18 protein-coding genes, 1 tRNA gene and 2 pseudogenes are annotated in these 25,494 nt (G+C 64.6%); 12 read left to right on the top strand and 9 right to left on the bottom strand.

Features of this window, described 5'->3' with window-relative positions:
• Positions 1–242 precede the first annotated feature (242 nt).
• From YQ44_RS28000 to YQ44_RS29740, 4 genes and pseudogenes are all read left to right on the top strand, one after another.
• The gene (locus YQ44_RS28000) at positions 243–512 is read left to right on the top strand and encodes a type B 50S ribosomal protein L31 (protein ID WP_010401544.1); all 270 of its coding nucleotides are present in this window, start codon (positions 243–245) and stop codon (positions 510–512) included.
• Between the two features lie 178 nt (positions 513–690).
• Positions 691–2,415 carry an ArnT family glycosyltransferase gene (locus tag YQ44_RS01640; RefSeq protein ID WP_071321889.1) on the top strand — a complete coding sequence of 575 codons (1,725 nt, stop codon included), beginning with the start codon at positions 691–693 and terminating at the stop codon, positions 2,413–2,415.
• Positions 2,416–2,632: 217 nt separating this feature from the next.
• Positions 2,633–3,409: pseudogene (locus tag YQ44_RS01635) on the top strand (choice-of-anchor A family protein); the annotation flags it as partial.
• Between the two features lie 93 nt (positions 3,410–3,502).
• A pseudogene (locus tag YQ44_RS29740) lies at positions 3,503–3,616 on the top strand (PEP-CTERM sorting domain-containing protein); the annotation flags it as partial.
• 99 nt (positions 3,617–3,715) lie between these two features.
• Here the strand turns inward: YQ44_RS29740 and YQ44_RS01630 are convergent.
• Positions 3,716–5,395 (bottom strand): AMP-binding protein, encoded by a 1,680-nt coding sequence (locus YQ44_RS01630; protein WP_071321887.1) that lies wholly within the window; start codon positions 5,393–5,395, stop codon positions 3,716–3,718.
• A 154-nt stretch (positions 5,396–5,549) separates the two neighbouring features.
• Between YQ44_RS01630 and YQ44_RS01625 the strand changes: the two genes are divergently transcribed.
• Both YQ44_RS01625 and YQ44_RS01620 read left to right on the top strand, forming a co-directional pair.
• Positions 5,550–7,910 (top strand): DNA polymerase II, encoded by a 2,361-nt coding sequence (locus tag YQ44_RS01625; protein WP_071321886.1) that lies wholly within the window; start codon positions 5,550–5,552, stop codon positions 7,908–7,910.
• Between the two features lie 275 nt (positions 7,911–8,185).
• On the top strand, positions 8,186–9,502 hold the full coding sequence (locus YQ44_RS01620; protein WP_071321885.1) for an enoyl ACP reductase FabMG family protein: 1,317 nt from the start codon (positions 8,186–8,188) through the stop codon (positions 9,500–9,502).
• A 67-nt stretch (positions 9,503–9,569) separates the two neighbouring features.
• Here YQ44_RS01620 and YQ44_RS01615 read toward each other — a convergent pair whose 3' ends face one another.
• On the bottom strand, positions 9,570–11,540 hold the full coding sequence (locus YQ44_RS01615) for an APC family permease (protein WP_071321884.1): 1,971 nt from the start codon (positions 11,538–11,540) through the stop codon (positions 9,570–9,572).
• Positions 11,541–11,687: 147 nt separating this feature from the next.
• On the opposite strand from YQ44_RS01615, the gene YQ44_RS01610 reads away from it, so the two are divergent.
• Positions 11,688–11,774: transfer RNA gene (locus tag YQ44_RS01610), tRNA-Leu, on the top strand.
• Between the two features lie 150 nt (positions 11,775–11,924).
• Here the strand turns inward: YQ44_RS01610 and YQ44_RS01605 are convergent.
• From YQ44_RS01605 to YQ44_RS01595, 3 genes are all read right to left on the bottom strand, one after another.
• Positions 11,925–12,512 (bottom strand): GNAT family N-acetyltransferase, encoded by a 588-nt coding sequence (locus YQ44_RS01605; protein ID WP_232251026.1) that lies wholly within the window; start codon positions 12,510–12,512, stop codon positions 11,925–11,927.
• 14 nt (positions 12,513–12,526) lie between these two features.
• Entirely contained in the window at positions 12,527–13,108 is a 582-nt protein-coding gene (locus tag YQ44_RS01600) for an NnrU family protein (protein ID WP_071321882.1), read from the bottom strand.
• Between the two features lie 69 nt (positions 13,109–13,177).
• Positions 13,178–13,570, bottom strand: a complete 393-nt coding sequence (locus tag YQ44_RS01595; RefSeq protein ID WP_071321881.1) for an Imm10 family immunity protein — start codon at positions 13,568–13,570, stop codon at positions 13,178–13,180.
• Positions 13,571–13,714: 144 nt separating this feature from the next.
• On the opposite strand from YQ44_RS01595, the gene YQ44_RS01590 reads away from it, so the two are divergent.
• From YQ44_RS01590 to YQ44_RS01580, 3 genes are all read left to right on the top strand, one after another.
• Positions 13,715–14,131 (top strand): GNAT family N-acetyltransferase, encoded by a 417-nt coding sequence (locus tag YQ44_RS01590; RefSeq protein WP_071321880.1) that lies wholly within the window; start codon positions 13,715–13,717, stop codon positions 14,129–14,131.
• A 6-nt stretch (positions 14,132–14,137) separates the two neighbouring features.
• The gene (locus YQ44_RS01585) at positions 14,138–14,884 is read left to right on the top strand and encodes a M56 family metallopeptidase (protein WP_071321879.1); all 747 of its coding nucleotides are present in this window, start codon (positions 14,138–14,140) and stop codon (positions 14,882–14,884) included.
• 64 nt (positions 14,885–14,948) lie between these two features.
• Positions 14,949–15,449: a hypothetical protein gene (locus YQ44_RS01580; RefSeq protein WP_071321878.1), complete on the top strand. Its 501-nt coding sequence runs from the start codon at positions 14,949–14,951 to the stop codon at positions 15,447–15,449.
• A 3-nt stretch (positions 15,450–15,452) separates the two neighbouring features.
• Here the strand turns inward: YQ44_RS01580 and YQ44_RS01575 are convergent, their stop codons facing one another.
• Positions 15,453–16,253: a class I SAM-dependent methyltransferase gene (locus tag YQ44_RS01575; RefSeq protein WP_071326190.1), complete on the bottom strand. Its 801-nt coding sequence runs from the start codon at positions 16,251–16,253 to the stop codon at positions 15,453–15,455.
• Positions 16,254–16,574: 321 nt separating this feature from the next.
• Here YQ44_RS01575 and YQ44_RS01570 point away from each other — a divergent pair, with 321 nt between their 5' ends.
• A complete protein-coding gene (locus YQ44_RS01570; RefSeq protein ID WP_071321877.1) occupies positions 16,575–19,928 on the top strand; it encodes an MHYT domain-containing protein in 3,354 nt (1,117 codons plus the stop codon).
• Entirely contained in the window at positions 19,925–20,944 is a 1,020-nt protein-coding gene (locus YQ44_RS01565; protein ID WP_071321876.1) for an HD-GYP domain-containing protein, read from the top strand. Before YQ44_RS01570 ends, YQ44_RS01565 begins: the two co-directional genes overlap by 4 nt.
• Positions 20,945–21,286: 342 nt before the next feature.
• On the opposite strand, the gene YQ44_RS01560 is transcribed toward YQ44_RS01565, so the two are convergent.
• The 3 genes from YQ44_RS01560 to YQ44_RS01550 all read right to left on the bottom strand — a co-directional run bounded on the left by YQ44_RS01560 (position 21,287) and on the right by YQ44_RS01550 (position 25,390).
• The gene (locus YQ44_RS01560) at positions 21,287–23,605 is read right to left on the bottom strand and encodes an NADP-dependent malic enzyme (RefSeq protein ID WP_071321875.1); all 2,319 of its coding nucleotides are present in this window, start codon (positions 23,603–23,605) and stop codon (positions 21,287–21,289) included.
• A gap of 193 nt (positions 23,606–23,798) precedes the next feature.
• Positions 23,799–24,161, bottom strand: a complete 363-nt coding sequence (locus tag YQ44_RS01555) for a hypothetical protein (RefSeq protein ID WP_198043857.1) — start codon at positions 24,159–24,161, stop codon at positions 23,799–23,801.
• A gap of 35 nt (positions 24,162–24,196) precedes the next feature.
• Complete coding sequence (locus YQ44_RS01550) at positions 24,197–25,390, bottom strand: MFS transporter (protein ID WP_071321874.1); 1,194 nt, start codon at positions 25,388–25,390, stop codon at positions 24,197–24,199.
• Positions 25,391–25,494 lie beyond the last annotated feature (104 nt).

Here is a 25,494-nt window from a genome sequence, read left to right as displayed (position 1 = left end):
GTACCTTCGTACAGCTGCGCTACTCGGCCGTATATCGGGCCTGCTCGCTACGGTTTCCCGCTCCCCGGTGCCGGATCGTAGTGCAAGCCGCTCATTGAGCGGCTTTTTTATTGCCTGCCGTCCGAAAGCGCTATATAATCGACGGTTGCATTATTTTAAACCCTGGCAAGTGATCGGCAATCGGGTCAAGAAGCAAGACGACCGACGAAGTGCTGTTTGGCTACCTACTTAGAGAGAATCCCATGAAAGTCGATACCCATCCAGAATACCGCGAAGTTGTTTTCCACGATCTGTCGTGCGATTTCAAATTCGTTACCCGCTCGACCATCCAAACCCGCGAAAAAATCACCCACGACGGTAAAGAATACCCACTGGTGAAGATCGAGGTTTCGGCTGAATCGCACCCATTCTTCACGGGCAAGCACAAAATCGTCGATACCGCTGGTCGCGTCGAGAAGTTCCGTCAGAAGTTCGGTACCGTTGGTTCGAAAACCGCAGTCGCAGCAGGCTAATTTTTGCCGCTCAGCGGCAAAAAAGGCAGCTTCGGCTACCAGAGAAAAGGCAGCCTCGGCTGCCTTTTTTGCCTTTGGCCGCTTTACCGGCTTTCCTTCCCGCTTTACTTTATACTGCCACTGCCGCTGACCCGACGCCATTTCTCGCGTCTTACCATTTTTACTGATACCACCATCGATGAAGCCAGTCCGCCTTCCCGCCGCTGCCACACTCGCGCTGCCACGATGGGCCTTGTTTGCGCTTGGCCTGCTCTACATCCTGCCCGGCCTGATCGGCCGCGAACCGTGGAAGAACGATGACGCCGCCAGTTTCGGCATCATGTGGACCATGGCGCATGGCGGCCTGAACGACTGGCTGTGGCCCAACGTCGCCGGCCTGTCGCTGCCCGATGAAGGGCCGCTGGCCTTCTGGCTCGGCGCCATCTTCATCAAGCTGTTTGGCTGGATCGACGGCGACGTGTTCGGCGCGCGCATGTCCACCATCGGCATCTTCGTCGTCAGCACCCTGTCCGTCTGGTACACCGCCTTCAACCTGGGCCGCCGCGGCGACGCCCAGCCGCTGCGCCTGGCCTTCGGCGGCCAGCCCGAGCCGGACGATTTCGGCCGTACCCTGGCCGATGCGGCCGTCCTCATCTACCTGGGCTGCCTGGGCTTGCTGCAGCACAGCCACGACATCACGGCCGAGGCGCTGTATGTTTCCCTGATGGCTTACCTGCTGTACCGTGCCGTGCGCTACGTGGAAGGCCCGTCCGTGCGCAATGCGGCCCTGCTGGGCCTGGCGCTGGGTGGCCTGACCCTGACGCGCGGCTGGATCACGCCGGCGGCGCTGACCATCGCCATGCTGCTGTGCACCGTGTTCCTGCGCCTGCCGCTGCTGCGCAGCGTGCGCCATCTGGCGCTGGCCGTGCTCGTTGCCGTGGCGCTGACGCTGGTGTGGCTGCTGCCGGGCGAACTGCTGCAGCCCTATGGCCAGTCGCCGCTGCAAGCGTGGATGGAGTGGAATTGCCGCCAGTTCAGCGCCCCGAGCCTGAAAAGCGTGCAATATTTCTTGCGCGTCGGCATCTGGTTCTTCTGGCCCGCCTGGCCATTCGCCGCCTGGGCCGTGTATGCCTGGCGCCGCCAGCACCACGTGCTGCACATCGTCGTGCCGCTGACCTTTGTCGCCATGCTGGCCATCCTCGGCCTGTGTCATCCCGATCCGGACCCGAGCCAGCTGCTGCCCCTGCTACCGCCGCTGGCCGTGATGGCCGCGTTCGGCCTGCTGACCATGAAGCGGGGCGCCATCAACGCCATCGACTGGTTCTCCGTGATGGTGCTGACCATCTGCGCCTTCGTGCTGTGGCTGTTCTGGTTCGCCACCCTGACGGGCTGGCCGCCGCGCCTGGCCTACAACGCACTGAAACTGCTGCCTGGATTCAAGCCCGAACTGGAACTGGTGGCCTTCTTTGTCGCCGCCTGCGTCAGCGCAGGCTGGGTGGCGCTCGTGCACTGGCGCATCTCGCGCCAACCGGCCGTGCTGTGGCGCGCCGTCGTGCTGTCGTCCGGCGGCCTGATCCTGATCTGGGTCCTCATCATGACCCTGTTCTTGCCCGAACTGAACTACAGCAAGAGCTACATCAGCGTGGCGCACCAGATTTCCGTCAACGTGCCACCAGGCAGCACCTGCATCAACAGCAATGTCGGCGCAGCGCAACGCGCCACGTTCGCCTACTACGGCCATTTGCCGTTTGCCGGCGTGGAAAAGCAGCAGTGCGACCTGTTCCTGTTGCAAGACAGCATCAAAGTGCCCGATAACCAGGAAAGGCTGCCCGAACACCACGGCGCCGACTGGATCAAGCTGTGGGAAGGACGCCGCCCGACCGACAATGTGGAGCGCTTCCGTCTGTATCAACGCATCAAGTAGGCCAGATGCGGCATGCCGCAACGAAAAAAAACCGGGCCTGGCCCGGTTTTTTTATGCCCTGCAAGCAAATGACGGAAGCGGGAAAAGTGTTGCTTTAAAATATAGTTAATTACATAAATTGAACTAAAATTGTTTTTTAGATTATAATGATGGCCAGCGTGATGGCGGTGTCCTTGCTTTCCCGCCTATCCGTCCAATCTATACTTTGAAAGTCCACATGAAATCGATGTCCTTTGCAGCTCGCTCCCTCCCGCTCATCAGCGCCGCCCTGTTCGCCATGGCGTTCAGCGCATCGGCCCAGGCGACCGTCGTTGACCTCGGCGTCGCGAACGGCTACTCGGCCTTCATCTTTGGCAATATCGGCAATAGCGCAACGAGCGGCTTTACCAGCGTTGGCGGCAGCCTGGCCGCCGGTGGCAACATTTACCTGAACAACTACTCTGTCGGCACGAACAAGAACGCCACCAGCAGCGCCACGACCATCGTCGCCGGCGGCAACCTGAACACGGGTTGGGGCACCATCAACGGTTCGGCCGTGTATGGCGTGAGCAATCCCAACGCCACGTTGACGGCGCCACAATGGTTCCCAACCGGCAACATCAGCAAGGGCAACGCGTCCACGCTGGACTTCGCTGCTGCCAAGCAACAACTGACGACCCTGTCGGGCGACGTGGCCAAGCTGCAATCGACCGGCACCGTGATCTCGCAATACGGCGGCTTCAAGCTGGTGGGCGACATCAACGCCGACGTGAACATCTTCAATATCGATGCAACGAACCTGCACAACCTGACGCTGGACCTGTCGTCGCTGAAAAGCACGGCCAGCATCATCATCAACGGCACGGCCAGCGAAATCATCATGAGCGGCGGCTTCGACAACTTCAGCAACTATGCCGACCGCACGCTGTATAACTTCGCCAACGCCACCAGCACCAGCCTGACCAATGCCGGCGTGACGGGCAGCATCCTGGCGCCGAAAAGCACGTTTTCGGGTTCGGGCAGCCTGAACGGCACGCTGATCGCCAATTCGGTCATCGCCGGCAATGGCCATGTGTCGATGAACGGTTCCGGCTTCAACACCGTGAACGTGTCGCCCGTGCCGGAACCAGGCACCTACGCCATGCTGCTGGCCGGCCTGGGCTTGCTCGCCTTCATGCGCCGCCGCACGCCAGCGCGCGCACCGCAGGCCGCGATGGCCTAAGCTTTACACTGCATCACTAAAAAAAACACCGGGCCGCGCGAGCGTCCCGGTGTTTTTTTATGTGCGACAGGAAAGTAACCGCGCCTACGGCCGCCGCGCTTAGTCCGTACCGAGGCCCAGATCCGTCGCCACCTGTTTTCGCAGCAAGTATTTCTGGATCTTGCCCGTCACCGTCATGGGGAATTCCTCGACGAAGCGCACGTAGCGGGGAATCTTGTAGTACGCGATCTGGCCATCGCAGAAGGCGCGGATATCCTCGCTCGTGGCCTGCGTGCCGGGACGCAGGATGATGCAGGCGCACAGCTCCTCGCCATACTTGGCATCGGGCACGCCCACGCATTGCACGTCGAGCACGCTCGGGTGGCGGTACAGGAATTCCTCGACTTCGCGCGGATAGATGTTTTCGCCGCCACGTATCACCATGTCCTTCGAGCGGCCGACGATGCTGCAAAAGCCGTTCTCATCGATCACGGCCAGGTCGCCCGTGTGCATCCAGCGCGCCGTGTCGATGGCTTCGGCCGTCTTTTCCGCGTCGCCCCAGTAGCCCTGCATGACGGAATAGCCGCGCGTCAGCAGCTCCCCTTTCTCGCCGCGCGGCACGATGCGCCCTTCCGCGTCGATGATCTTCACTTCCAGGTGCGGATGCGCGCGGCCGATGGACGAGACGCGCATCTCGCGCGGGTCGTCGATGGACGTCTGGAAGCTGACGGGCGACGTTTCCGTCATGCCATACGCGATGGTGATTTCCGCCATGTGCATCAGCTCGATGACCCTCGTCATGACTTCCATCGGGCATGGCGAGCCGGCCATGATGCCGGTGCGCAAGTTCGACAGATCGTATTGCTTGAAATCGGGATGGTCGAGGATGGCGATGAACATGGTCGGCACGCCATGCAGCCCCGTGCAGCGCTCGGCCTGCACCGTTTCGAGCACGGCCTTCGGGTCGAAGCCTTCGCCCGGGTACACCATGGCCGCGCCGTGCGTGACGCAGGCCAGGTTGCCCAGCACCATGCCGAAGCAATGGTACAGGGGCACGGGGATGCACAAGCGGTCCTGTTGCGTCAGGCGCATGGCTTCGCCGATGAAAAAGCCGTTATTCAGGATGTTGTGGTGCGTCAAGGTGGCGCCCTTGGGCGCGCCCGTGGTGCCGGAAGTGAACTGAATGTTGACGGCGTCGTCAAACTGCAAGGTGGCGCTGATGTCTTCCAGGTGCGCCAGGTCGGCCTCGGTGATGCCGTCCATCAAGGCGTCGAAGTTGTGCATGCCTGGCGTGGCGGCCGCGCCCAGGCGGATGACGTGGCGCAATTGCGGCAGGCGCGGCGACTGCAGGGCGCCGGCACGCGTACGGGCGATTTCCGGCACCACGTCCTGCACGATGGCCAGGTAGTCGCTGGACTTGAAGCTGGGCGACAGGATCAGCGCGCTGCACTGCACCTTGTCGAGCACGTATTCGAGTTCCGAACGCCGGTAGGCGGGATTGATATTGACCATGATCAAACCGGCCTTTGCCGTGGCGAACTGGGTCAGCACCCATTCCGCGCAGTTTTGCGACCAGATGCCGATGCGCTCGCCCGGCTGCAAGCCCAGCTTCAGCAAGCCGGCGGCCAGCCGGTGCACGCGCTGCTGGAATTCGGCGTACGTCCAGCGCACGTTCTGGTGCGCCACGATGAGGGCGTCGTGCTGGCCGTAGCGGGCCGCGATGCCGTCCAGGTAGGCGCCGATGGTTTCCCCGATCAACGGCGTCTCGTGGGCGCCGTGTACATAACTCATTGCTTGCATACCGTCTCCAGGCTGGTGGCGCGACGCGCTCTTGTTATGGTGATAGACATCGATAGCAAAAATTATAGCCGCATACGCACCCGTCCTGTGCCGGCTTGCTGTAATGTGCAGGCCGGTGCCACACTACCGGGGGCACGCTACACACACGACAGGCATGGACAGCACAGCACCCCCTCCCGAACAGGGCTTTATCCTCACCCGCCACTGGCGCGACACGCGCGCCGGCACGGAGGTCGATCTGTGGCTGGCGACGGATGCCGGGCCCCGCCACGTGCGCCTGCCCGTGCAGACGGCCGTCGCCTTTATCCCCATGGAACAGCGCGCGCAAGCGGAATTGCTGCTGCGCGGCGAACGCCATGTGGAGCTGCGGCCCCTGTCCCTGTCCGACTTCCATCACCGTCCCGTGCTGGGCCTGTACTGCAAGCAGTACCGCCACTTGCTGAAGCTGGAAAAACAGCTGCGCGCGCATGGCGTCGACGTCTACGAAGCCGACATCCGGCCTTCCGAGCGCTACCTGATGGAACGCTTCATCACGGCGCCCGTGTCGTTCAGCGGCGACCCGCTGCAGGAAGTGCAGCTGAAACCGGCGCCCGGCTACCGTCCCGCCCTGAAACTGGTGTCGCTCGACATCGAGACGACGGCCCATGGCGAACTGTTTTCGCTGGCCCTGGAAGGCTGCGGCCAGCGCCAGGTCTACATGCTGGGGCCGAAAAACGGCGACGCTCAGGTGCCCGACTTCGACCTCGAATACTGCGACAGCCGCGCACAGATCCTTGAGCGCCTGAACACATGGATGGAACGACACGACCCGGACGCCATCATCGGCTGGAACCTGGTGCAGTTCGACTTGCGCGTGCTCAGGGAACATGCCGAGCGCTACAACATACCCCTGAAGCTGGGACGCGAGGGCGCCGTCATGGAATGGCGCGAGCATGGCGGCAAGCAAGAGCATTACTTTGCCGCCGCCGCGGGCCGGCTGATCATCGACGGCATCGAAGCGTTAAAATCGGCGACATGGAATTTTTCCTCGTTCAGCCTGGAAAACGTGGCGCAGACGCTCCTGGGCGAAGGCAAGTCCATCGACAATCCCTACCAGCGCATGGCCGAGATCGACCGGCGTTTCCGCGAAGACAAGCCGGCGCTGGCCCGCTACAACCTCAAGGATTGCGAGCTGGTCACGCGCATCTTTGCGAAAACCGAACTGCTGACCTTCTTGCTGGAGCGGGCCAGCGTGACGGGGCTGGCGGCCGACCGCAGCGGCGGCTCCGTGGCCGCCTTCGAACACCTGTACCTGCCGCTGATGCACCGCCAAGGCTATGTGGCGCCCAACCTGGGCGACGTCTCCGGCGACAACAGCCCGGGCGGCTTCGTCATGGATTCGCAGTCGGGCCTGTACGATTCCGTGCTGGTGCTCGACTACAAAAGCCTGTACCCGTCCATCATCCGCACCTTTTTGATCGACCCCGTGGGCCTGGTCGTGGGCACGCGCGGCGATGAGGCGGAAACCGTGCCCGGCTACCGGGGCGCGCAGTTTTCGCGCGTCAAGCACTGCCTGCCCGCCATCGTGGAACAGGTGTGGCAGGGCCGCGAAGTGGCCAAGCGCGAGCGCAACGCGCCGCTGTCGCAAGCGCTGAAAATCATCATGAACGCGTTTTACGGCGTGCTCGGATCGAGCGGCTGCCGCTTCTTCGACCCGCGCCTGGCGTCGTCGATCACCCTGCGCGGCCACGACATCATGCACCGCACGCGCGAGCTGATCACGCAGCAAGGCTACCAGGTCATCTATGGCGACACGGATTCCACCTTCGTGTGGCTGAAAACCGCGCATACGGATGAAGAGGCGGGCAAGATCGGCCGCGCCCTGGTGACGCATGTGAACGCCTGGTGGGACCAGTATCTGCGCGAGGAATTCGGCCTGGAAAATGCGCTGGAACTCGAGTTCGAGACGCATTACCGGCGCTTCCTGATGCCCACCATCCGCGGCTCGGAAGAGGGCAGCAAGAAACGCTACGCGGGCCTGGTGGGCAAGCCGGACGGCAGCGAGCAGATGGTCTACAAGGGACTGGAAACGGTGCGCAGCGACTGGACGCCGCTGGCGCAGCAATTCCAGCAAGCCTTGTACCTGCGCATCTTCCAGCGCGCCGCCTACCAGGACTATGTGCGCGACTACGTGGCGCGCACCGTGCGCGGCGAATTCGACGCTTTATTGGTCTACCGCAAGCGGCTGCGCCGCCCGCTCGACGATTACCAGCGCAACGTGCCGCCCCACGTGCGCGCGGCGCGCACGGCCGACGCCTACAACCTGGCGCAGGGCCGGCCGCTGCAATACCAGAATGGCGGCTGGATCAGCTATGTGATCACGGTGGCAGGGCCGGAACCGCTGGAAACGCAGCGCTCGCCCATCGACTACCACCACTACCTGACGCGCCAGCTGCAGCCGGTGGCCGATGCGATCCTGCCCTTCCTCGGCGACGACTTTTCGCGCCTGGTGTCGGGGCAGCAGGATTTGTTTTAGATCAATTTTGCTGACCAGCACTGCCAAGCTGAGGTAATATCGGCGCCTGCCGGACGTAGTCTGGCCCTGTCCGCGGGCGTTGCGCGCGGCGGCAGCGTAAAATACGCCATGGCGAAAGAATAAGAGCTCCACCGCAGAAGAAGATGCCGTTCCAGACGAGAATCGTTCGCAACATGATTTTTCCCACTGAAATGGCGCATAATTTACAACTATGTTGAACCAGCGGGCAGCAGCATCAGCCACCTGCCCTGCTAATTTTTGAATGAATTGACACCATGACCGAGATCACGTCCTTAAGAGACATCCCGCAAAAAAATATCTTCCGCAAGGGCGACACCTTTGTGCTGTTCGGCGAGCTGTTCGGCCGCGGCTATGTAAATGGCTTGCTGGACGAAGCGCGCAAGGCGGGCATGAATATCGTCGGCATGACGGTCGGCCGCCGCGATGAAAACATGGCGCTGCGTCCGCTGAACGCGGAAGAGCTGGCGGAAGCCGAAGCCAACCTGGGCGGCCGCATCATCAACGTGCCGCTGATGGCCGGTTTCGACCTCGACGCGCCAGCCGGCGAACCGACGCCGACGGCCCTGCTGGCCGACATGACGCTGAAAAGCTGGCAAGAAGACAAGCTGGACTGGGCACAGATCGAACGCTGCCGCGAAGCCGGCATCGCCCGCTTCAGCGCATCCGTGGCGAAAGCCATGGCAGAGCTGGACAGCCTGATTCCTGACGGCAGCAATGTGTATTTCGCCCACACCATGGCCGGCGGCATTCCGAAGGTCAAAGTCTTCCTCGCCATCGCCAACCGCATCTACAAGGGCCGCGGCGAGCGCTTCATGTCCTCACGCGCCCTGCTCGACAGCGACCTGGGCAAGCTGATCCTGATGAACTTCGACGAAGTCACGGCCAACACCCTGCAGCACCTGATCGACGGCAGTGCCGCCATCCGCGCCCGCATCGAGCAAACGGGCGGCCAGGTGCGCTACAGCGCCTACGGCTACCACGGCACCGAGATCTTGATCGACGGCAAGTACCAGTGGCAAACGTATAGCAACTACACGCAAGGCCTGGCCAAGATGCGCCTGGAAAACGTGGCCAAGGCCGCGTGGGAAAAAGGCATCAAGGCCACCGTCTTCAACTGCCCGGAAATCCGCACCAACTCGTCCGACATTTTCGTCGGCGTGGAGCTGTCGTTGTTCCCCCTGCTCGACGCGCTGAAAAAAGAAGGCGGCGCGGCCTGGGCCGAAGAACAGTGGAAAATCTGCCAGGGCTTGCTGGAAGACGGCGTCTCGCTGCAAGACTTGCTCGACCGTATCGCCGCCTACAATGGCGACGCCACCAGCGTGCAGTTCCGCAACTTCGCCGCCTGGCCGATGGACAACACGCCGGAGCTGGCCGAAGTCATGATCGGCACCTCGGACGACATCACCAAGCTGCACAAGGACCGCAAGGAACTGATCACTGACCACCTGAGCTCGCTGGTGCTGGAAGGCACGGGCCCGCTGATGTTCCACGCCATGTCGGAACCGCAAGCGCCCGTCATCTGGCTCAACCACGACATCATCGCGCGCCAGCTGAACTCGGTACATAACTGAATCTAGTCCTGCCGCACCGACAACGCCGTCCCGCGCCTGTGCCTCGCACTTGCGCCTGGGGCGGCGTTTATACTTTCATCGGCAGTATCACCATCTGCAAGCCTTCCAGGTGCAGCCTGCGCTGCACGGCCAGCGAAGCCTGGTTGTGCAGCACCCGCGTGGTCCAGTTATCGGTGGTGAAAATCAGCTTGCTGGTGAAAAAGATTGAATTGGGAAATTCCTCGTTGATGGCTTCGCACAGTTTCGTGATTTCATCGACGGCGTCCGTGCCGAAGCCCAGGTAGGACGAGGATGCCATGCCGTGGCTGTGGCAAAAGTCGACGAAGAATTCCAGCGTGTCGGCCGCTTCCTGGCGCATCTGCGCCATCGCCCCCTCGCCGCCATACGCGTGCGAATCGACGGTGCGCGCATTGACGAACAAGAAATTCTTGAAATGACCAGGGAACATGCGCTGCACCCACAGCAGCGCGTGCAGGCCGCCGCCGCGCGAGGTGCCGACGATGAACACGGCCGTCTGCGCTTCCGGCTCCGGCTCGAGCGGCACGATGGGGTCCGTGTTCGCGCCGAACGGCTGGTGCGCGAAGACTTCGTCCACTTGCAAAATCGCCTGCTTGGTGCGCCGGTAATGGCGGCGGATGGCGATGCACAGGGCCGCGATGGCGGCGATGATCAGCACCGTGGCCCAACCGCCCTGCATGAAGCGCTCGTACAGCAAGATCACCAGGATGCCGGCGCAGATGATGAAGCCGACCAGCGACAGCAGCAGGCGGCGCAGCCAGTGCGTGCCCGGCACGCGGTTGCGCAGCCAGTACAGGCACAGGCCGAACAGGGAAATGGCGAAGGTCAGGAAGACGGAGATCGAATACAGCACCACCAGCAGGGTCACGCTGCCGCCCGTCCAGAACAGGATGGCCAGCGCCGCCACGCCCATCACGACGATGCCGTTCTGCGTGACGAGGCGCGTCGACAGGTAGCGGAACTTGTGCGGCACCCAGGAATCGGCCGCCATGTTCGACAGCACGGACGGTCCGCCCAGGAAACCCGTGTTGGCGGCGACGAACAGCAGGCCCGCCTCGAAGGCCAGCACGATCACCAGCAGCGCCTGGTTGAGCATCTCGCCGCCCAGGCCCATGCTGGCGATGATGGTCTTGAAGGTCGACGCGTTCAGGGTCTCGCCCGGCGTGGGCGTGGCGTTCCACAGCAGGTACAGCAGGATGATGCCGCCCGCCGTGAAGGCCAGCGACAGCGCCATGTAGAGCATGGTGATCTTGCCGGTGCGCACGCGCGGTTCGGCCAGCAGGTTGACGTTGTTCGAGACGGCTTCCAGGCCCGTGTAGGTGCCGCCGCCCTGCGAATAGGCGAGCAGCAGCATGCCGGCCACGCCGGCCCAGCCGATGCTGCCGGCCAGCGCCTTCGTCTCGGCCATGGTCACGGGCAGCAATTCGGGCAAGTGCGAAGCGTGCGCGATGACGCCGTAGACGATCAGCACCAAGTGCGTGATGACGAAGCCGATGAAGATGGGCAGCAGGATCTGGATCGCTTCCTTGAGCCCGCGCAAGTTCATGATGATCAGCAAGCCGATGAAAAACATCTCGGCCCACAATTTGTAGGGCTGGAAGCCCAGCGGCAGGAACGAGGCCAGCGCATCGACGCCCGAGGCGATCGAGATGGCGATCGTCAGCACGTAGTCGAGGATCAGCGCGCAGCCGGAAATGAGGCCCATGTACGGCCCCACCAGCTTGGTGGCCACGCGGTAGCCGCCCCCGCCCGTGGGAAACAGCTCGATCACCTGGTTGTAGGCCAGCGCGATGATGAAGACGGTGACGGCCGTGGCCAGCGCCAGGTACAGGCCCAGGTGCGCATGCTCGCCCAGCGCGCGGAAGGTTTCCTCGGGGCCATACGCCGACGAGGACAGGCCGTCGGCGCCCAGTCCCACCCACGCCAGGAACGCCACCAGCGCCATCGAATGGCGCGTCTCGACCTTCATCGGGTCGAGCGGCTTGCCGAGGATAATTTCGCGTATCTTCTTGTGTCTCATGCGTCAGGCCGGCCTGCGGCGCCGGCATCGGGCTTGGAATACCGCCGATCATACCCGCAAACAAGCATTGCGGAAGCTTATGCAAAACACACGCCAAGCAAAAAACTTGCCGGATTGTGACAAATCAGTGATAATGCGTCTCGCGTTGCCGGGATGGCGGAATAGGTAGACGCACGGGACTCAAAATCCCGCGCTGGAAACAGCGTGCCGGTTCGATTCCGGCTCCCGGCACCATTCAACATGCGGCTCTCACGATTGAGGGCCGTTTTGTTTTGTCCCGCAATTTAATGCGTGTTCCGCAAAACACTGTCGATAAGCGTTCGGCACCACGCCAGAACCGTCTCCCCGCTTGTACTTGCCATATCCGGCAATACCCTGAACTTGTCAGCGCCCCAGCCGGTGCTCCAGGGCCGCCTTCACGCCCGCCCACTCCGTATCGATGATGCTGAAACGCACGGAATTGCGCTTGCGGCCGTCGGGCATGATGCGTTCGTGGCGCACGATGCCTTCCTGCACGGCGCCCAGGCGCAGGATGGCGGCGCGCGATTTCTCGTTCAGTTCGTCGGTGGTCAATTGCACGCGCACGGCGTGCATGGCATCGAAGGCGTGCGTCAGCAGCAGCAATTTCGCTTCCGTGTTCACGCCCGAGCGCTGCGCCGAGGCAGCCAGCCAGGTGTGGCCGATTTCCATCTTGCGGTTGGCGCGGTCGATCTTCCAGAAGCGCGTGCTGCCGACGATAGCCCCTGTGGCGCGCTGCACGATGACGAAGGGCATGACCGTGCCGGCGCGCCGGCCTTCGATGGCCGTGGCGATGTAGCGCGCCATGCTGTCGGGGCCGGGCACGACGGTGACGGTCATGTTCCATAACTCGCCATCGGCGGCCGCCTGCAGCAGCTGTGGCCCGTGTCCGGGCTGCAGCGGCAGCAGCTCGACCAGCTGGCCGCGCAAGGCGATTTCCATCGCTGGATCCATTTTTTTCCTCCTCCTCAATAGCCAAACGGCCGCACGCCAAACAGCACGCCGTGCAGCCAGAATGCCAGCAGCAGCCACAGCGCGACACCGGCGCCGATGGCGGCCAGGGTGCCTTTCAGCGTGCCGCCCTCGTATGCGGCGCCGGCCGCGCGGTCGCGCTGCACGGCGGAATACAGGTCGACCGACGACCAGACGAGGAAAGCGCCGAACAGCAGCACATCGGCCAAGGTGCCATTGGCCAGCAGATGGGCGACGGCCCACAGTTGCGTGCCCAGCAGCATGGGGTGGTGCACGAGCGTCTTGATGCGGTTGCGCGGCACATTCGCCGCCGCCAGCAGTATCAGCGAAAACAGCATCAGCAGGCCGCTGACGTGGCGCAAGCCCATCGGTGGCATCCACAAGGCGAGCGGCTGCTGGCGCGCCAGGGCGTAGCCCCAGACGATCAAGCCCAGGCCCAGCAGGGCCAGCAGCGAATAGACGCCCTTCCAGCGCCGCTCGCCCAGGCGGGCCAGCTGGGCGCCGCGCCAGCCGTCGGCAACGATGCGCACCGAGTGCAAGCCCAGGAACAACAGCAAACCGAGTATCAGCACAGTCATCGTCTTCTCCCCCAGTCCCTACCTTCTAGCGATCCTAGACGACACCGCGACCGGCGCCGTCCACGCAGATCAACGTTCCTCGCGATAGTAGTCGCAGCCCTCGAACGTGGTGCGCAGCGCCTGCTGCAGCTGGGCGTAGCGCTCGGGCGTCAAGTTGAAACGCACGTCGATCTGGCCGTCGTCGTCCATCTGCATGGCCGCTTCCGCATCCATCTGCACGGACAGGCGGTTCGGATGCAGGATCACGGCGTGCATGTGGCCATACCACGCGAACTCCTGGCCGCAGTACTCGATATACGGCTCGTCCATGCCCAGCGCCACGTCCTGCTCGTCGTAGTCATCGGCGCGCTGCAGCATCAGGTAGACGGGCTCGCCCTTGCCGGCCGGCGCGGCCAGGGTGGTGATCAGGGCGTCGTCTTCATTGACGACGGACAACTCGGTGGCGGTAAATCCTGCGGACATGGCGTGCTTTCAACAAATGGGTGGATGGCGCCACCATAGCGCAAAAGCGACGCGGACAGAATACCCGCGCCAAATAAAGCGTGCCGCCCCTGGCGGCGATCGCCGCCTATAATTGCCGTTACCACGAATTCACAGGAGACCGCCTTGAGCGCAGCATCGCCCTACACCACCCGCCTGGCCATTCCCTCGGCCGCCACCTACCAGCACCTGCGCGTTTCCGCCGGCCTGAGCGCGAAGACCGCGACCGCCGCAGCCAGGGGCTTGCCCAATTCCCTGTTTGCCGTGCAAGTGCTGCATGGGGACGAGGTGGTCGGCATGGGGCGCGTCATCGGCGATGGCGGCTGCTTCTTCCAGGTGGTTGATATCGCCGTGCTGCCGGCCCACCAGGGCAAGGGCCTGGGCAAGCTGATCATGCGCGAAATCCGCCAGTTCATCGACAGCGACGTGCCGGAAAGCGCGTATGTCAGCCTGATTGCCGATGGCCAGGCGCAAGACCTGTACGCGCAGTTCGGCTTCAAGCACACGGCGCCCGCCTCCGTCGGCATGGCGCTGAAGCGCTAGGCGCCGATGCCGGTCTGGCTGCTGTGCACACTCGCGCTGGCACTGCTGCTGTCGGCCGGCGCCTGGCGGGCCGAGCGCGCGCTGCAACGGCGCGGGCGCCAGACGCGCTGGCCGTGGCTGGCGGCGATGGCCGCGTCGGTGCTGCTGCCGCTGCCATGGCTGCCCGGCGTGCTGGCGGCCCTGCCGCCGGCACAGTCGCAGCTGAAACTGGGCTGGTTCATGTTATCGGGCGGCATGCTGCTGATGTTGGCGCTGCGCAGCATCTGGCTGCTGTCGCACCAGCGGCGCTGGCAAAAAACCAGCTTGCTGGGCGCGCCCGTCTTCCTCAGCGGCGGCATCGGTCCCTGCGTGGCGGGCCTGCTGCGCCCGCGCATCGTGATGCCCGTCTGGCTGTCGCTGATTCCGCAGCAGCAACAGGCGCTGCTGCTGGCGCATGAGCAATGCCGGCTGGCCGCGCGCGACCCGCAATGGCTGGCCCTGGCCTACGCCCTGATTATCCTCATGCCGTGGAACCTGCCCCTGTGGTGGCAGTTGCACCGGCTGCGCTTTGCCATCGAAGTCGATTGCGACGCGCGCATGCTGGCGCAGGGCCACGCGCCGCGCGACTATGCCGCCGTCCTGCGCCGGCACGGCCAGTATTATTCGGGCTTGACGGGCGCCTCGCCCATCGTGCTGAACGACCCGCGCGCACTGCGCCGGCGCCGCCACCTGATGGCCAGATTTACCCGGAAGCAGGCGGCGAACTTGCTATAGTAGCGGCAGCGGCGCGCAGTACGCCCGCGCCCCCGGCTTCCCCATCAGAAATCAGAGAGATACCATGCTTTACCTGCTTGCCATCGTGATCGTCATCGCCCTGCTGTACTACGTCTTCAGCGGCCGCACGCCCGTCAAACCGCTGCACAAGCCACTCGTCTCGGTGCGCCAGTACGTGCCGGCGATACCTGCGGGCGCACCGGCGCACCACTGGAGCGATGGCGGCCGCTTTGCCTCGGAAGTGGAAAACGAATCGATGTACCAGCCCGCCATCGCCAAGCTGGCCGGCGAGCACGGCCCCGGCAACGCGGAAGAAAAATGCCTGGCCCTGCTCGTTTGCGATGACGCCAACCCGTTCCAGGACAAGGCCATCGCCGTCTTCATCGATGGCCAGCTGGTCGGCTACCTGTCGCACAACGACGCGCTGCGCCTGCGCCGCAACCTGGGCCGCCAGGACCTGGTGGGCCAGCTGACCTCGTGCGACGCCGTCATCCGCGGCGGCGGACTGTGGAATGGCAAGCGTTTGTCATACGCCGTCTGGCTCGATCTGCAGCCCTACAATTAACACCTACGCCGCGCGCGCCAGCCTGACGGCGCGCGTGGCGATAAAGCTGGGCAGGTACTTTTCAATTTCAAAACGCGGGTGGGGATGCATTTCCTCGTGGTAGCCCGCCAGCACGAAGCCCGCCGCCAGCTGGCCGCCGATCTGGCTGTCCAGGCCATGGCCGAAGAGCAGCGCCTCGCCCCTCTCCATGCGCGCCGCCAGCGCGTCCGGCGCCATATCCTCCACGTCCGAATACGGCACCACAAAACGCGGGCGTATCAAGCCCTGCCGCGCCCATTGCGGGTCGCGGTCGCCGATGAACACGGCCGGATTGAAAAAGCTGCTCAAGAGCACGCCGCCATCGGCCAGCACGCGCGCGCATTCGCGCCACACGGGGGCGATGTCGGGCACATACTGGTTCGACACGGGATGGACGATGACATCGAAACCGGCATCGGCAAAGCAGGCCAGGTCGCGCATGTCGCCCTGCACGGTGGCCAGCTGCAAGCCGTCGCGCTCGGCCACCATGCGGTCTTTCGCCAGTTGCTGGTCAGACAGGTCGAAGACGGTCACGTGCGCCCCGGCGGCGGCCAGCACGGGCGCCTGCTGCCCGCCGGCGCCGGCCAGGCACAGGATGCGCTGGCCCCGCACGTCGCCCAGCCAGCCGGCCGGCAGGGGACCGGGCGTCAGGTGGATTTGCCACTGCCCGGCGCGCGCCGCGGCGATGGTGGCGCTGTCGACGGGCTGCGACCACGGGCTGTTCTGTGCAGCCTGGGCATCCCAGGCTTGCTGATTATGCTGCAAGAAGTTGCTGCTTGAGGGCATCGTCATCCTTTCAGAAAAAACAGGGCGCGAATGTAGCATGACGGCGGCGCGCCTGTCGCACTTTGCAGAAAAACCACACAATTCCCAGTTGCAACTTTCCTCCCGACACGGCAATTCCATGGGCACGGCAAGGCGGGTACGCCACTTTCCAGCCGTCGGATGCATTGCACGACAGACAAAATAATTACAATTAAGATATTTGTTTCCGGAAATCTGGTAAGGTAATCCGCATCGGCCACCCGACCACCTGTCGCGGCGACCGGCCCCGAACCTTGCCGTACCTTGATTCCAGCGCCACGACGCTCTACCAGTCTGCCTACGATGATACCTGCCAGCGTCCAACAGCTGTTCCGCCTTCCCGCCGATCCGGCCCTGCTGCACTTCGGCCTGTATGAGCCGGGCCTCGTGCTGCTGTCCGTCGTGATCGCCATTTTCACGTCGTGGATGGCCTTCCAGATGACGGTCTACAGCCGCGCGCAGGCCAGCATCAGCCGCCAGCTGCATCTGCTGTGCCTGCTGGCCGGCAGCCTGGCCCTCGGCTGCGGCGTGTGGGCCATGCATTTCGTCGGCATGCTGGCCTTCGACCTGTGCACCAGCGTCGACTATGCCCCGGGTTTGACCCTGCTGTCGATCGTGCCCAGCGTGGCGGCCTCGTTCGTGGCCCTGTCCACCATCAGCCGGCGCGCCGTCTCGGCGCCGCTGCTGCTGCGCAGCGGGCTGCTGGTGGGCCTGGGCATCGGCGCCATGCACTACACGGGCATGCACGCCATGCGCGTCGGCCTGTCGCTGCGCTACGAGCCGCTGCTGTTCGCACTGTCCTTGCTCGTTGCCGTCGTGCTGGCCACGCTGGCCCTGTGGATACGCTTCGGCCTGCGCGGCTGGAGCGCGGCCCTGGGGCCGTCGCAGCGCAACCTGATCAGCGCCTGCGTCATGGGCAGCGCAATTTCTGGCATGCATTACATGGGCATGTATGCGGCCCGCTTCGTCGGCACTATTCCTCCTGGCAACGATGCCGATGCGAACCGCCCCATGCTCGTGGTCTGCGTGACCCTGCTCACCGTCGCCCTGACCATCTTCGTCGCCTCGGCCGTGGGCGTGCTGCGCTACCGGGAACTGTTCCGCCACCTGAACCAGAGCGAAAATTGGACGCGTTCCCTGCTGACGAGCACCGTCGACGGCGTCATCACCATCGACAGGGCGGGCAACATCGTCGACTTCAACGGCGCCGCCGAGCGCATCCTCGGCTGGCGCCAGGCCGATATTCTCGGCCGCCACGTCAGCGTGCTGGTCAGCGATGTGCGCGAGTCCGAGCGGCACGGCTTGCTGCACTACCTGCGCACGGGCGAAGGCGAGGCCGTCCACGCCAGCGAGGAAATCGTGTACCTGCGCAAGGATGGCGCCCCGGTGGCCGTGCAGCGCTCGATGGCCAGCGCGCGCCTGGCCGACCAGGACCTGTATGTGCTGTTCATTACGGACATCAGCGAACGGCGCGCCATGCTGGCCGCCCTGCGCGAAAGCGAACAGCAGTTGCGCTCGCTGGTCGGCAACCTGCCCGGCATCGCGTTCCGCTGCACCACGGCAGAAAACCAGCCCATGCTGTTCATCAGCGACGGCGTGGAAGCCATCACCGGCTATGCGCCGGCCGACTTCCTCGGCGCCACGCCGCGCCGCACCATCACGGGCCTGATCGCCGTCGAAGACCGCGCCTACGTGGTCGACGTCTTCAACCGCAGCGTCGCCAGCGGCGAACCCTACCTGCTCGAATACCGGCTGCAGCACGCGGATGGCCGCCTGCGCTGGCTGTGGGAACGCGGCACCGTCGTACACGATCCGGTAGCGGCCGCGCGCTGGGTCGACGGCGTCATCCTCGACATCAGCGAGCGCCGGCAAATGGAGGAAGACTTGCGCATGGCCAAGGAAAAAGCCGAGCTGGCGGCCGCCACGCGGGCCAGCTTTGTCGCCAACATGAGCCATGAGATCCGCACGCCGATGAATTCCATCCTCGGCTTCACGGACGTGCTGCTGGACTCGCCGCTGACGCCGGAACAGCGGCGCCACCTGGACACGGTGCGCCAGTCCGGGCGCTCGCTGTTGCGCCTGCTCAATGAAGTGCTCGACACGGCCAAGCTGGACAAAGGCGCGGTGGCGCTGGAACTGCGCGACTACAGCCTGCTGGCCCTGGTCGACGAACTCGCTTCCACGTACGGCATCCATGCGCGCGCCAAGGGCTTGCGCATGGAGGTGCAGTACGACCCGCAACTGCCGGCCCTGCTGCATGGCGATGAATTGCGCATGCGGCAAGTGCTGGGCAACCTGCTCGACAACGCCATCAAGTTCACGGCCAGCGGCGCCGTCAGCCTGGCCGCCCGCCGCGACAATGGCCAGCTGCACCTGCTGGTGCAGGACAGCGGCATCGGCATCGCCGCCGAGCGCCGCGACGCCATCTTTGAACCGTTCGTGCAGGCGGACGCCTCGACCACGCGGCGCTATGGCGGCACGGGCCTGGGCACCACCATCAGCAAGCAGCTGGTGACCCTGATGCAGGGCAGCATCTGGGCCGATGCCGCCTTGCCGCACGGCAGTGTATTTCACGTGATGCTGCCGCTGGCACCGGCGCGCCAGCAGGCGCTGCCCGCCAGCGAACGGCGCAGCGTGCACCTGCCGCCGCTGCGCGTGCTGGCCGCCGACGACGTGCCGCAAAACCTGGAACTGCTGTGCTTGCTGTTGCGCAAGCGCGGCCATACGGTGGAAACGGCCAGCGATGGCGAACTGGCCCTGCAGATGACGCAGCAGCACGATTTCGACGTGCTGCTGCTGGACTTGCAAATGCCGCGCATGGATGGCCTGGCCGCCACGCAGGCGATCCGCGCCGCCGCCCTGCGCGACGGCCGTGCGCGCGTGCCCGTGATCGCCATGACGGCCAGCGTGCTGGCCGCGCACCGCAAGGCGGCGCTGGCGGCCGGCATGGACGGCTTCGCCACCAAGCCCGTCGAATGGCAAGCCCTGTCGCATGAAATCGCCCGCGTGCTGGGCCTGGACGCGGACCCGGCCGACGCTGGCGCCGGCCCGGCCGCGCCGGCGGGCCGGCGCGTGCTGCACCATGCGGGCGCCCTGCAGCGCTGGGCCGGCAACGAGAGCGCCTACCGCGGCGCCCTGCTCCGTTTCGCCAGCGAGCATCCGCGCCTGCCGCCGGCGCTGCTGGCCGCCATCGAGGCCGGCGAGCCAGCCCCGATCCTGGCCCTCAGCCACAAACTGCGGGGCGTGGCGGCCAATCTGGGGCTGGAGCAGCTGGCGGCGAGCCTGGCGACGCTGGAACAGCTGTGCGCCACGCCCGGCCCCGCCCCGGCGCAGCAGCGGGATGAAACCGTGGGCGCCCTGCTGACGCAATGGCCGGCGGCCCTGGCCGCCATCGCCAGACTGGCGCCGCCCGCCGCCAAGGCCGAGGCGCTGCACGCCAGCGATATTCCCGCCGTGCGGCAAGCGGCCGGCACGCTGCTGCAAGCCCTGCGGCGCGGCGAACTCGATGACGCGGCGCAAGCCCGCCTGCAGCAAGCCATGGGCGCGCAAGCGGCCAGGCTGGCGCCGCTCGTGCACGCCATCGACGACTTTGACTTTTCCCTGGCACAGTCGCTGTTGCACGACGTGCTGCAATCGTTCGAACGGGAGTCCCCATGAATGTGCCACGCCCGCACAAGCCCCTGCTGCTGGTCGTCGACGACGAAGCGGCCAACCTGCAATTGCTGCGCCAGATCTTGCAGGACGACTACGCGCTGCTGTTCGCCAAGGATGGCGCGCGCGCGCTGGAACTGGCGCGGCAGGAACGCCCGGCCCTGATCCTGCTCGACGTGATGATGCCCGGCATGAGCGGCCACGACGCCTGCCGCCGCCTGAAAGCCGAAGCCCTGACCCGCGCCATCCCCGTCATCTTTGTCACGGCCCTCAACGACATGCGCGACGAACTCAGCGGTTTCGAGGCCGGCGCCGTCGACTACATCACCAAGCCGCTCAGCCCCGCCATCGTGCGCGCCCGCGTGCGCACCCACCTGTCGCTGGTGCGCATCGACGAGTTGAAGGAAACGCGGCTGCAGATCGTCCAGCGCCTGGGCCTGGCCGCCGAATACAAGGACAATGAAACGGGCCTGCACGTGATCCGCATGAGCCATTACGCGCGCCTGCTGGGCGTGGCCGCCGGCATGGACGAGGCGCAGGCGGACGACCTGCTGCACGCGGCGCCCATGCACGACGTCGGCAAGATCGGCATCCCCGACCGCATCCTGCAAAAGCCGGGCAAGCTCGACGCGGACGAATGGGCCATCATGCAGACGCACGCGGGCATCGGCGCCGACATCATCGGCCAGCACGCGCCCGGCGGCATGCTGGCGCTGGCGCACGAGATTGCCCTCAGTCACCATGAAAAATGGGATGGCAGCGGCTATCCGCGCGGTTTGGCGGGAGAGGACATTCCGCTGGCGGGACGCATCGTCGCCGTGGCCGACGTCTTCGACGCGCTGACCTCGGCCCGCCCGTACAAGCGCGCCTGGCCCGTCACGGACGCCGTCGCCTACCTGCAGCAACAGCAGGGCAGCCATTTCGATGCGCACCTGGTCGACCTGTTCGTCGGGCAGTTACCCGCCATCGACGCCATCCGCCTGCGCTGGGCGGAGAAAGAGGACAAGCACGCGCAGGCGTGAGGAGTGAACTCCCGCCACGTCCGGTGTTGTTGCGTCACACAAGGATGTGTCGAACACGATGGTGTCGACGCCGATGCAGACCACTGGAAGGGCCAGGAGTTCGCTTCCATTATGGCTGGCAAGCGACAATGCAATTTGATGCACATCAAATAGACCGGCATTTCCTGCCAACGCGCTTGTGCATGGTCTGGGCCTGTGCTTTTTTTGACCCACATCAAGCCCGGCACGACAACCGCGCCGCCGATGGCGCCCATGCCGGACTTGCCCGTGCCGCTGGCGCACTGACGTAAAAAAGCCGCGCCACCCTTGCGGATGGCGCGGCTTTCAGGCGACAGCCCAGCCTTAGACTTTACGCTGCGCTACCGCATCGACCACGCACAGTGCCGTCATGTTGACGATGCGGCGCACGGTGGCCGATGGCGTCAGGATGTGCACGGGCTTGGCGCAGCCGAGCAGGATCGGGCCCACGGCGATGCCGTTGCCGGCGGCCGTCTTCACCAGGTTATAGGCGATGTTGGCCGATTCGATGTTCGGCATGACCAGCAGGTTGGCGTCGTTCTTCAGTGCCGAATGCGGCATGATTTTTTGACGCAGCTTGCTGTCCAGGGCCGTATCGCCGTGCATTTCGCCGTCGATTTCCAGCTCCGGCGCGCGTTCCTTGATGATGGCCAGCGCGGCGCGCATCTTTTGCGCCGAGGCGCTGTCGCTGGAACCGAAGTTCGAGTGCGACAGCAGGGCCGCGCGCGGCGACAGGCCGAAACGGGTCATCTCTTCGGCGGCCATGATGGTGATCTCGGCCAATTGCTCGGCGTCCGGGTTTTCGTTGACGTGCGTGTCGACCATCACCAGCTGGCGTTCCGGCATGATCAGCACGTTCATGGCGGCGTAGACATTGCTGCCAGCGCGCTTGCCCAGCACCTGGTCGATGTATTTCAGGTGCAGCTGCGTGGTGCCGAAGGTGCCGCAGATCATGCCGTCGGCGTCGCCCTTGTGGATCATCATCGAACCGATCAGGGTGTGGCGGCGGCGCATTTCCAGTTTCGCGTATTCCTCGGTGACACCCTTGCGGCTCGTCATGTCGTAGTACGTATTCCAGTAATCGCGATAGCGCTCGTCGAAGTCCGGGTTGATGACGTCGAAATCGACGCCCTGCTTCAGGCGCAGGCCGAACTTCTGGATGCGCGCTTCGAGCACGGGCGGACGGCCGACGAGGATGGGACGCGCCAGTTTTTCATCGACCACCACTTGCACGGCGCGCAGCACGCGCTCTTCTTCGCCTTCGGCGTAGACGATGCGCTTCAGGTCGGCCGGCGTGGACTTGGCCATCAGGAACAGCGGCTTCATGAAGGTGCCGCTGCGGTAGACGAATTGCTGCAGGCTGTCCGCGTACGCCTGCAAGTCCTTGATCGGACGCGTGGCCACGCCCGAATCCTCGGCCGCCTTGGCCACCGCTGGCGCGATCTTGATCAGCAGGCGCGGATCGAACGGCATCGGGATCAGGTATTCAGGGCCGAACGACAGATTGCTGATGCCGTACGTGGTGGCCACGATGTCCGACTGCTCGGCATGCGCCAGGTCGGCGATCGCGTGCACCACGGCGATTTCCATTTCGCGCGTGATGGTGGTGGCGCCGCAATCGAGGGCGCCGCGGAAGATGTATGGGAAGCACAGCACGTTGTTGACTTGGTTCGGGTAATCCGAACGGCCGGTGGCGATGATGGCGTCGCTGCGCACGGCCTTGACTTCTTCCGGCAGGATTTCCGGATTCGGGTTGGCCAGCGCCAGGATCAAAGGATTCGGCGCCATCTTGCGCACCATGTCCTGTTTCAGCACGCCGCCGGCGGAAACGCCGAGGAAAATGTCGGCGTCCGGGATGATCTCGCCCAGGGTGCGCAGCGGCGTGTCTTGCGCGAAGCGTTCCTTGTCCGGGTCCATCAGTTCCGTGCGGCCCTTGTAGACGACGCCGGCCAGGTCGGTGACGTAGATGTTTTTCAGCGGGAAGCCCAGGTCGACGATCAGGTCCAGGCAGGCCAGCGCTGCCGCGCCCGCGCCCGACACCACCAGTTTGCAGTCCTCGATTTTCTTGCCGACGGCTTTCAGGCCGTTCAGGATGGCTGCGCCGACGATGATGGCGGTGCCGTGCTGGTCGTCATGGAAGACGGGAATCTTCATGCGGTCGCGCAGCTGGCGCTCGATGTAGAAGCACTCGGGCGCCTTGATGTCTTCCAGGTTCACGCCGCCGAAGGTCGGTTCCAGCGAGGCGATGATGTCGACCAGCTTGTCCGGGTCCATCTCGTTGATTTCGATGTCGAAGACGTCGATGCCGGCGAACTTCTTGAACAGCACTCCCTTGCCTTCCATCACCGGCTTGGCGGCCAGCGGGCCGATGTTACCCAGGCCCAGCACGGCCGTGCCGTTGGTGATGACGGCCACCAGGTTGCCGCGCGCCGTGTATTTATAGGCATTGGCCGGATCGATCACGATTTCTTCGCAGGGAGCGGCCACGCCTGGCGAATAGGCCAGCGCCAGGTCGCGCTGGTTGGTCAGTTGTTTGGTGGGCGTCACGCTGATTTTGCCGGGGCGCGGGCACTCGTGGTACTCGAGTGCGGCCAAGCGCAATTGTTGACGCAATTCTTCTTTTTTATCAGATGACGAATCCATGCTGTGCTGCCTTCCTGTTTGGTCGATCGGGGTGCTTCCGATTTTATCAGACCGATACTTTCAATTAGCTAGGTATTTTCCGCTAGCCACAGTCTGATATCACGAAAACGCATAACCTCGCATTGTAAGGCCGTCCGGCAGCACAAACGTCCTGAACAGGAAAAACTATCAAATTTTAGATTTCAATTAGTTTTTATGATGGCGCGCCAGGCGCGCGCCACAGCGGCAGCGCTTCGACGGCGCGCTCGATATCGTCCATGTCATCGGCGCCCAGGGTGGTGTCGAACGGCGCGGACAGGATGCTGCGCATCAGCGCCAGGCGGGTCGTGGCTTGCTGCCCGTCGATGAAACGGGTGGTCTCCGCGCAGTAGCGCGCGCGGCGCTGTGCATCGGCGCCGTCATCGTCGCCATCCGGATAGTAATGGCGGCCGATGTGGTGCAGCGACTGCAGCAGGAATTCGATCTCGCGCAGGATGCGCAGCGCATCCTCGCCGGACAGCACGATGCGGCGGTTGGCGGGCAACAAGACTGGCGGCGTGGTGGCGGGTGCGGTCATGGCGGCGATGCTTTCTGGCAAGGAAAGCCGACAGCCTACGCGATTTTCCGTGCCGGCGACGCCAGCCGCGCGCCCGGCGCGAAGCGCACCGCAATCAGCAGCAGCAGCACGACGCCAGCCGCCATCACCATCCACGCCTGGGCCAGGCTGGACGAATGCTGGCGGATCAGGCCGGCAATGAAGGGCATGCTGCTGGCGATGATGTAGCCGCCGCCCTGCACGAAGCCCAGCAGGGCGCCGGCGCCGGCCGGGTCCGCCACATGGTCCATGCTGACGATCAGCGACAGCGGGAACAGGGCGCCGATGCCGCAGCCCAGCAGGATCACGGCGGGCAGCGCCAGTTGCCGTGGCGCCAGGATCAGGCAAGCCAGGCCGCCCAGCACGGCCAGCAAGACGCACAGCAGCAGCAATCGGCGGTCGGGGAAGCGGTTGATGACGCTGGAGACGGCCAGCCCCGCCAGCACTTCCACCAGGGTCAGGGCGCCCAGCAGCAGGCCGCTGTCAGCTGCGCTCCAGCCCAGTTCCGTGTAGAACGGCGGCAGCCAGGCCAGCACCAGCGTATAGGCGCCCGTGCCGATGCCGAAGAACACCATCAGCAGCCAGGCGCGGGGGCTGCCCACGGGCAGGCCGGCGCCGGCGCCGCTGGCCACGTCCACGCGCGAAGCCGAGGCGCGGCGCCACAGCAGCGCGGCGGCGGCGGCGGGCAAGGCCCACAGGGCCAGCAACACGGGCCAGCCCAGCGACTGCGCCAGCGGCGAGGCGGACGCGGCGGCAATGGCCGCGCCGCCCATGATGCCGGTCGTATAGAAACCCATCAACTGCCCGGCCCGCGCGGGAAAGTGGCGCTTGATGAAGGCGGGCAGCAAGGCTTGCACCAGCGCGATGCCCAGGCCGCCCAGCGCCGCCGTGGCCAGCAAGCCACCGCTGCCGTGCAGGGGCCAGCGCAGCGCGCAGGCGATGGCGATGATGGCGATGCCGAGCGTGATGCCGCGCGCCACGCCCAGGCGGCGCTGCAGCTGCGCGCCCGCCAGCGCGCACACGCCCATGGCGAACACGGGCACGGTGGTCAGCAGGCCGGCATCGGCATTGCCGAGGCCCGTGCTGGCCTGGATGCTGTCCAGCAGGGGGCCGATGGCGGCCAGGATGGGGCGCAGGTTCAGGCCCAGCAGGATGATGGCGGCCACCAGCACGGCGGACGAGGGAGAGGATACGGGGCGTTCGGATGGCATGGGGATAGTCCTTGCCTCGCAGGGAGGCACATGGTTTAATGCGTCATTGAATATAACTCGATGAAAAGTATCTTAACATAAAGATAGAAATCTATCTCGATGCC

The sequence above is a fragment of the Janthinobacterium sp. 1_2014MBL_MicDiv genome, assembly GCF_001865675.1.
Classification (GTDB): domain Bacteria; phylum Pseudomonadota; class Gammaproteobacteria; order Burkholderiales; family Burkholderiaceae_D; genus Janthinobacterium.
This window is presented reverse-complemented; position numbering and strand designations above follow the sequence as displayed.

What these genes read in the sequence shown, in the direction of transcription:
- YQ44_RS28000 (WP_010401544.1), top strand. Translation starts at nt 243, where the DNA reads ATGAAAGTCGATACCCATCCAGAATACCGCGAAGTTGTTTTCCACGAT.
- YQ44_RS01640 (WP_071321889.1), top strand. Translation starts at nt 691, where the DNA reads ATGAAGCCAGTCCGCCTTCCCGCCGCTGCCACACTCGCGCTGCCACGA.
- YQ44_RS01630 (WP_071321887.1), bottom strand. Translation starts at nt 5,395, where the DNA reads ATGCAAGCAATGAGTTATGTACACGGCGCCCACGAGACGCCGTTGATC.
- YQ44_RS01625 (WP_071321886.1), top strand. Translation starts at nt 5,550, where the DNA reads ATGGACAGCACAGCACCCCCTCCCGAACAGGGCTTTATCCTCACCCGC.
- YQ44_RS01620 (WP_071321885.1), top strand. Translation starts at nt 8,186, where the DNA reads ATGACCGAGATCACGTCCTTAAGAGACATCCCGCAAAAAAATATCTTC.
- YQ44_RS01615 (WP_071321884.1), bottom strand. Translation starts at nt 11,540, where the DNA reads ATGAGACACAAGAAGATACGCGAAATTATCCTCGGCAAGCCGCTCGAC.
- YQ44_RS01605 (WP_232251026.1), bottom strand. Translation starts at nt 12,512, where the DNA reads ATGGATCCAGCGATGGAAATCGCCTTGCGCGGCCAGCTGGTCGAGCTG.
- YQ44_RS01600 (WP_071321882.1), bottom strand. Translation starts at nt 13,108, where the DNA reads ATGACTGTGCTGATACTCGGTTTGCTGTTGTTCCTGGGCTTGCACTCG.
- YQ44_RS01595 (WP_071321881.1), bottom strand. Translation starts at nt 13,570, where the DNA reads ATGTCCGCAGGATTTACCGCCACCGAGTTGTCCGTCGTCAATGAAGAC.
- YQ44_RS01585 (WP_071321879.1), top strand. Translation starts at nt 14,138, where the DNA reads ATGCCGGTCTGGCTGCTGTGCACACTCGCGCTGGCACTGCTGCTGTCG.
- YQ44_RS01580 (WP_071321878.1), top strand. Translation starts at nt 14,949, where the DNA reads ATGCTTTACCTGCTTGCCATCGTGATCGTCATCGCCCTGCTGTACTAC.
- YQ44_RS01575 (WP_071326190.1), bottom strand. Translation starts at nt 16,253, where the DNA reads ATGCCCTCAAGCAGCAACTTCTTGCAGCATAATCAGCAAGCCTGGGAT.
- YQ44_RS01570 (WP_071321877.1), top strand. Translation starts at nt 16,575, where the DNA reads ATGATACCTGCCAGCGTCCAACAGCTGTTCCGCCTTCCCGCCGATCCG.
- YQ44_RS01565 (WP_071321876.1), top strand. Translation starts at nt 19,925, where the DNA reads ATGAATGTGCCACGCCCGCACAAGCCCCTGCTGCTGGTCGTCGACGAC.
- YQ44_RS01560 (WP_071321875.1), bottom strand. Translation starts at nt 23,605, where the DNA reads ATGGATTCGTCATCTGATAAAAAAGAAGAATTGCGTCAACAATTGCGC.
- YQ44_RS01555 (WP_198043857.1), bottom strand. Translation starts at nt 24,161, where the DNA reads ATGACCGCACCCGCCACCACGCCGCCAGTCTTGTTGCCCGCCAACCGC.
- YQ44_RS01550 (WP_071321874.1), bottom strand. Translation starts at nt 25,390, where the DNA reads ATGCCATCCGAACGCCCCGTATCCTCTCCCTCGTCCGCCGTGCTGGTG.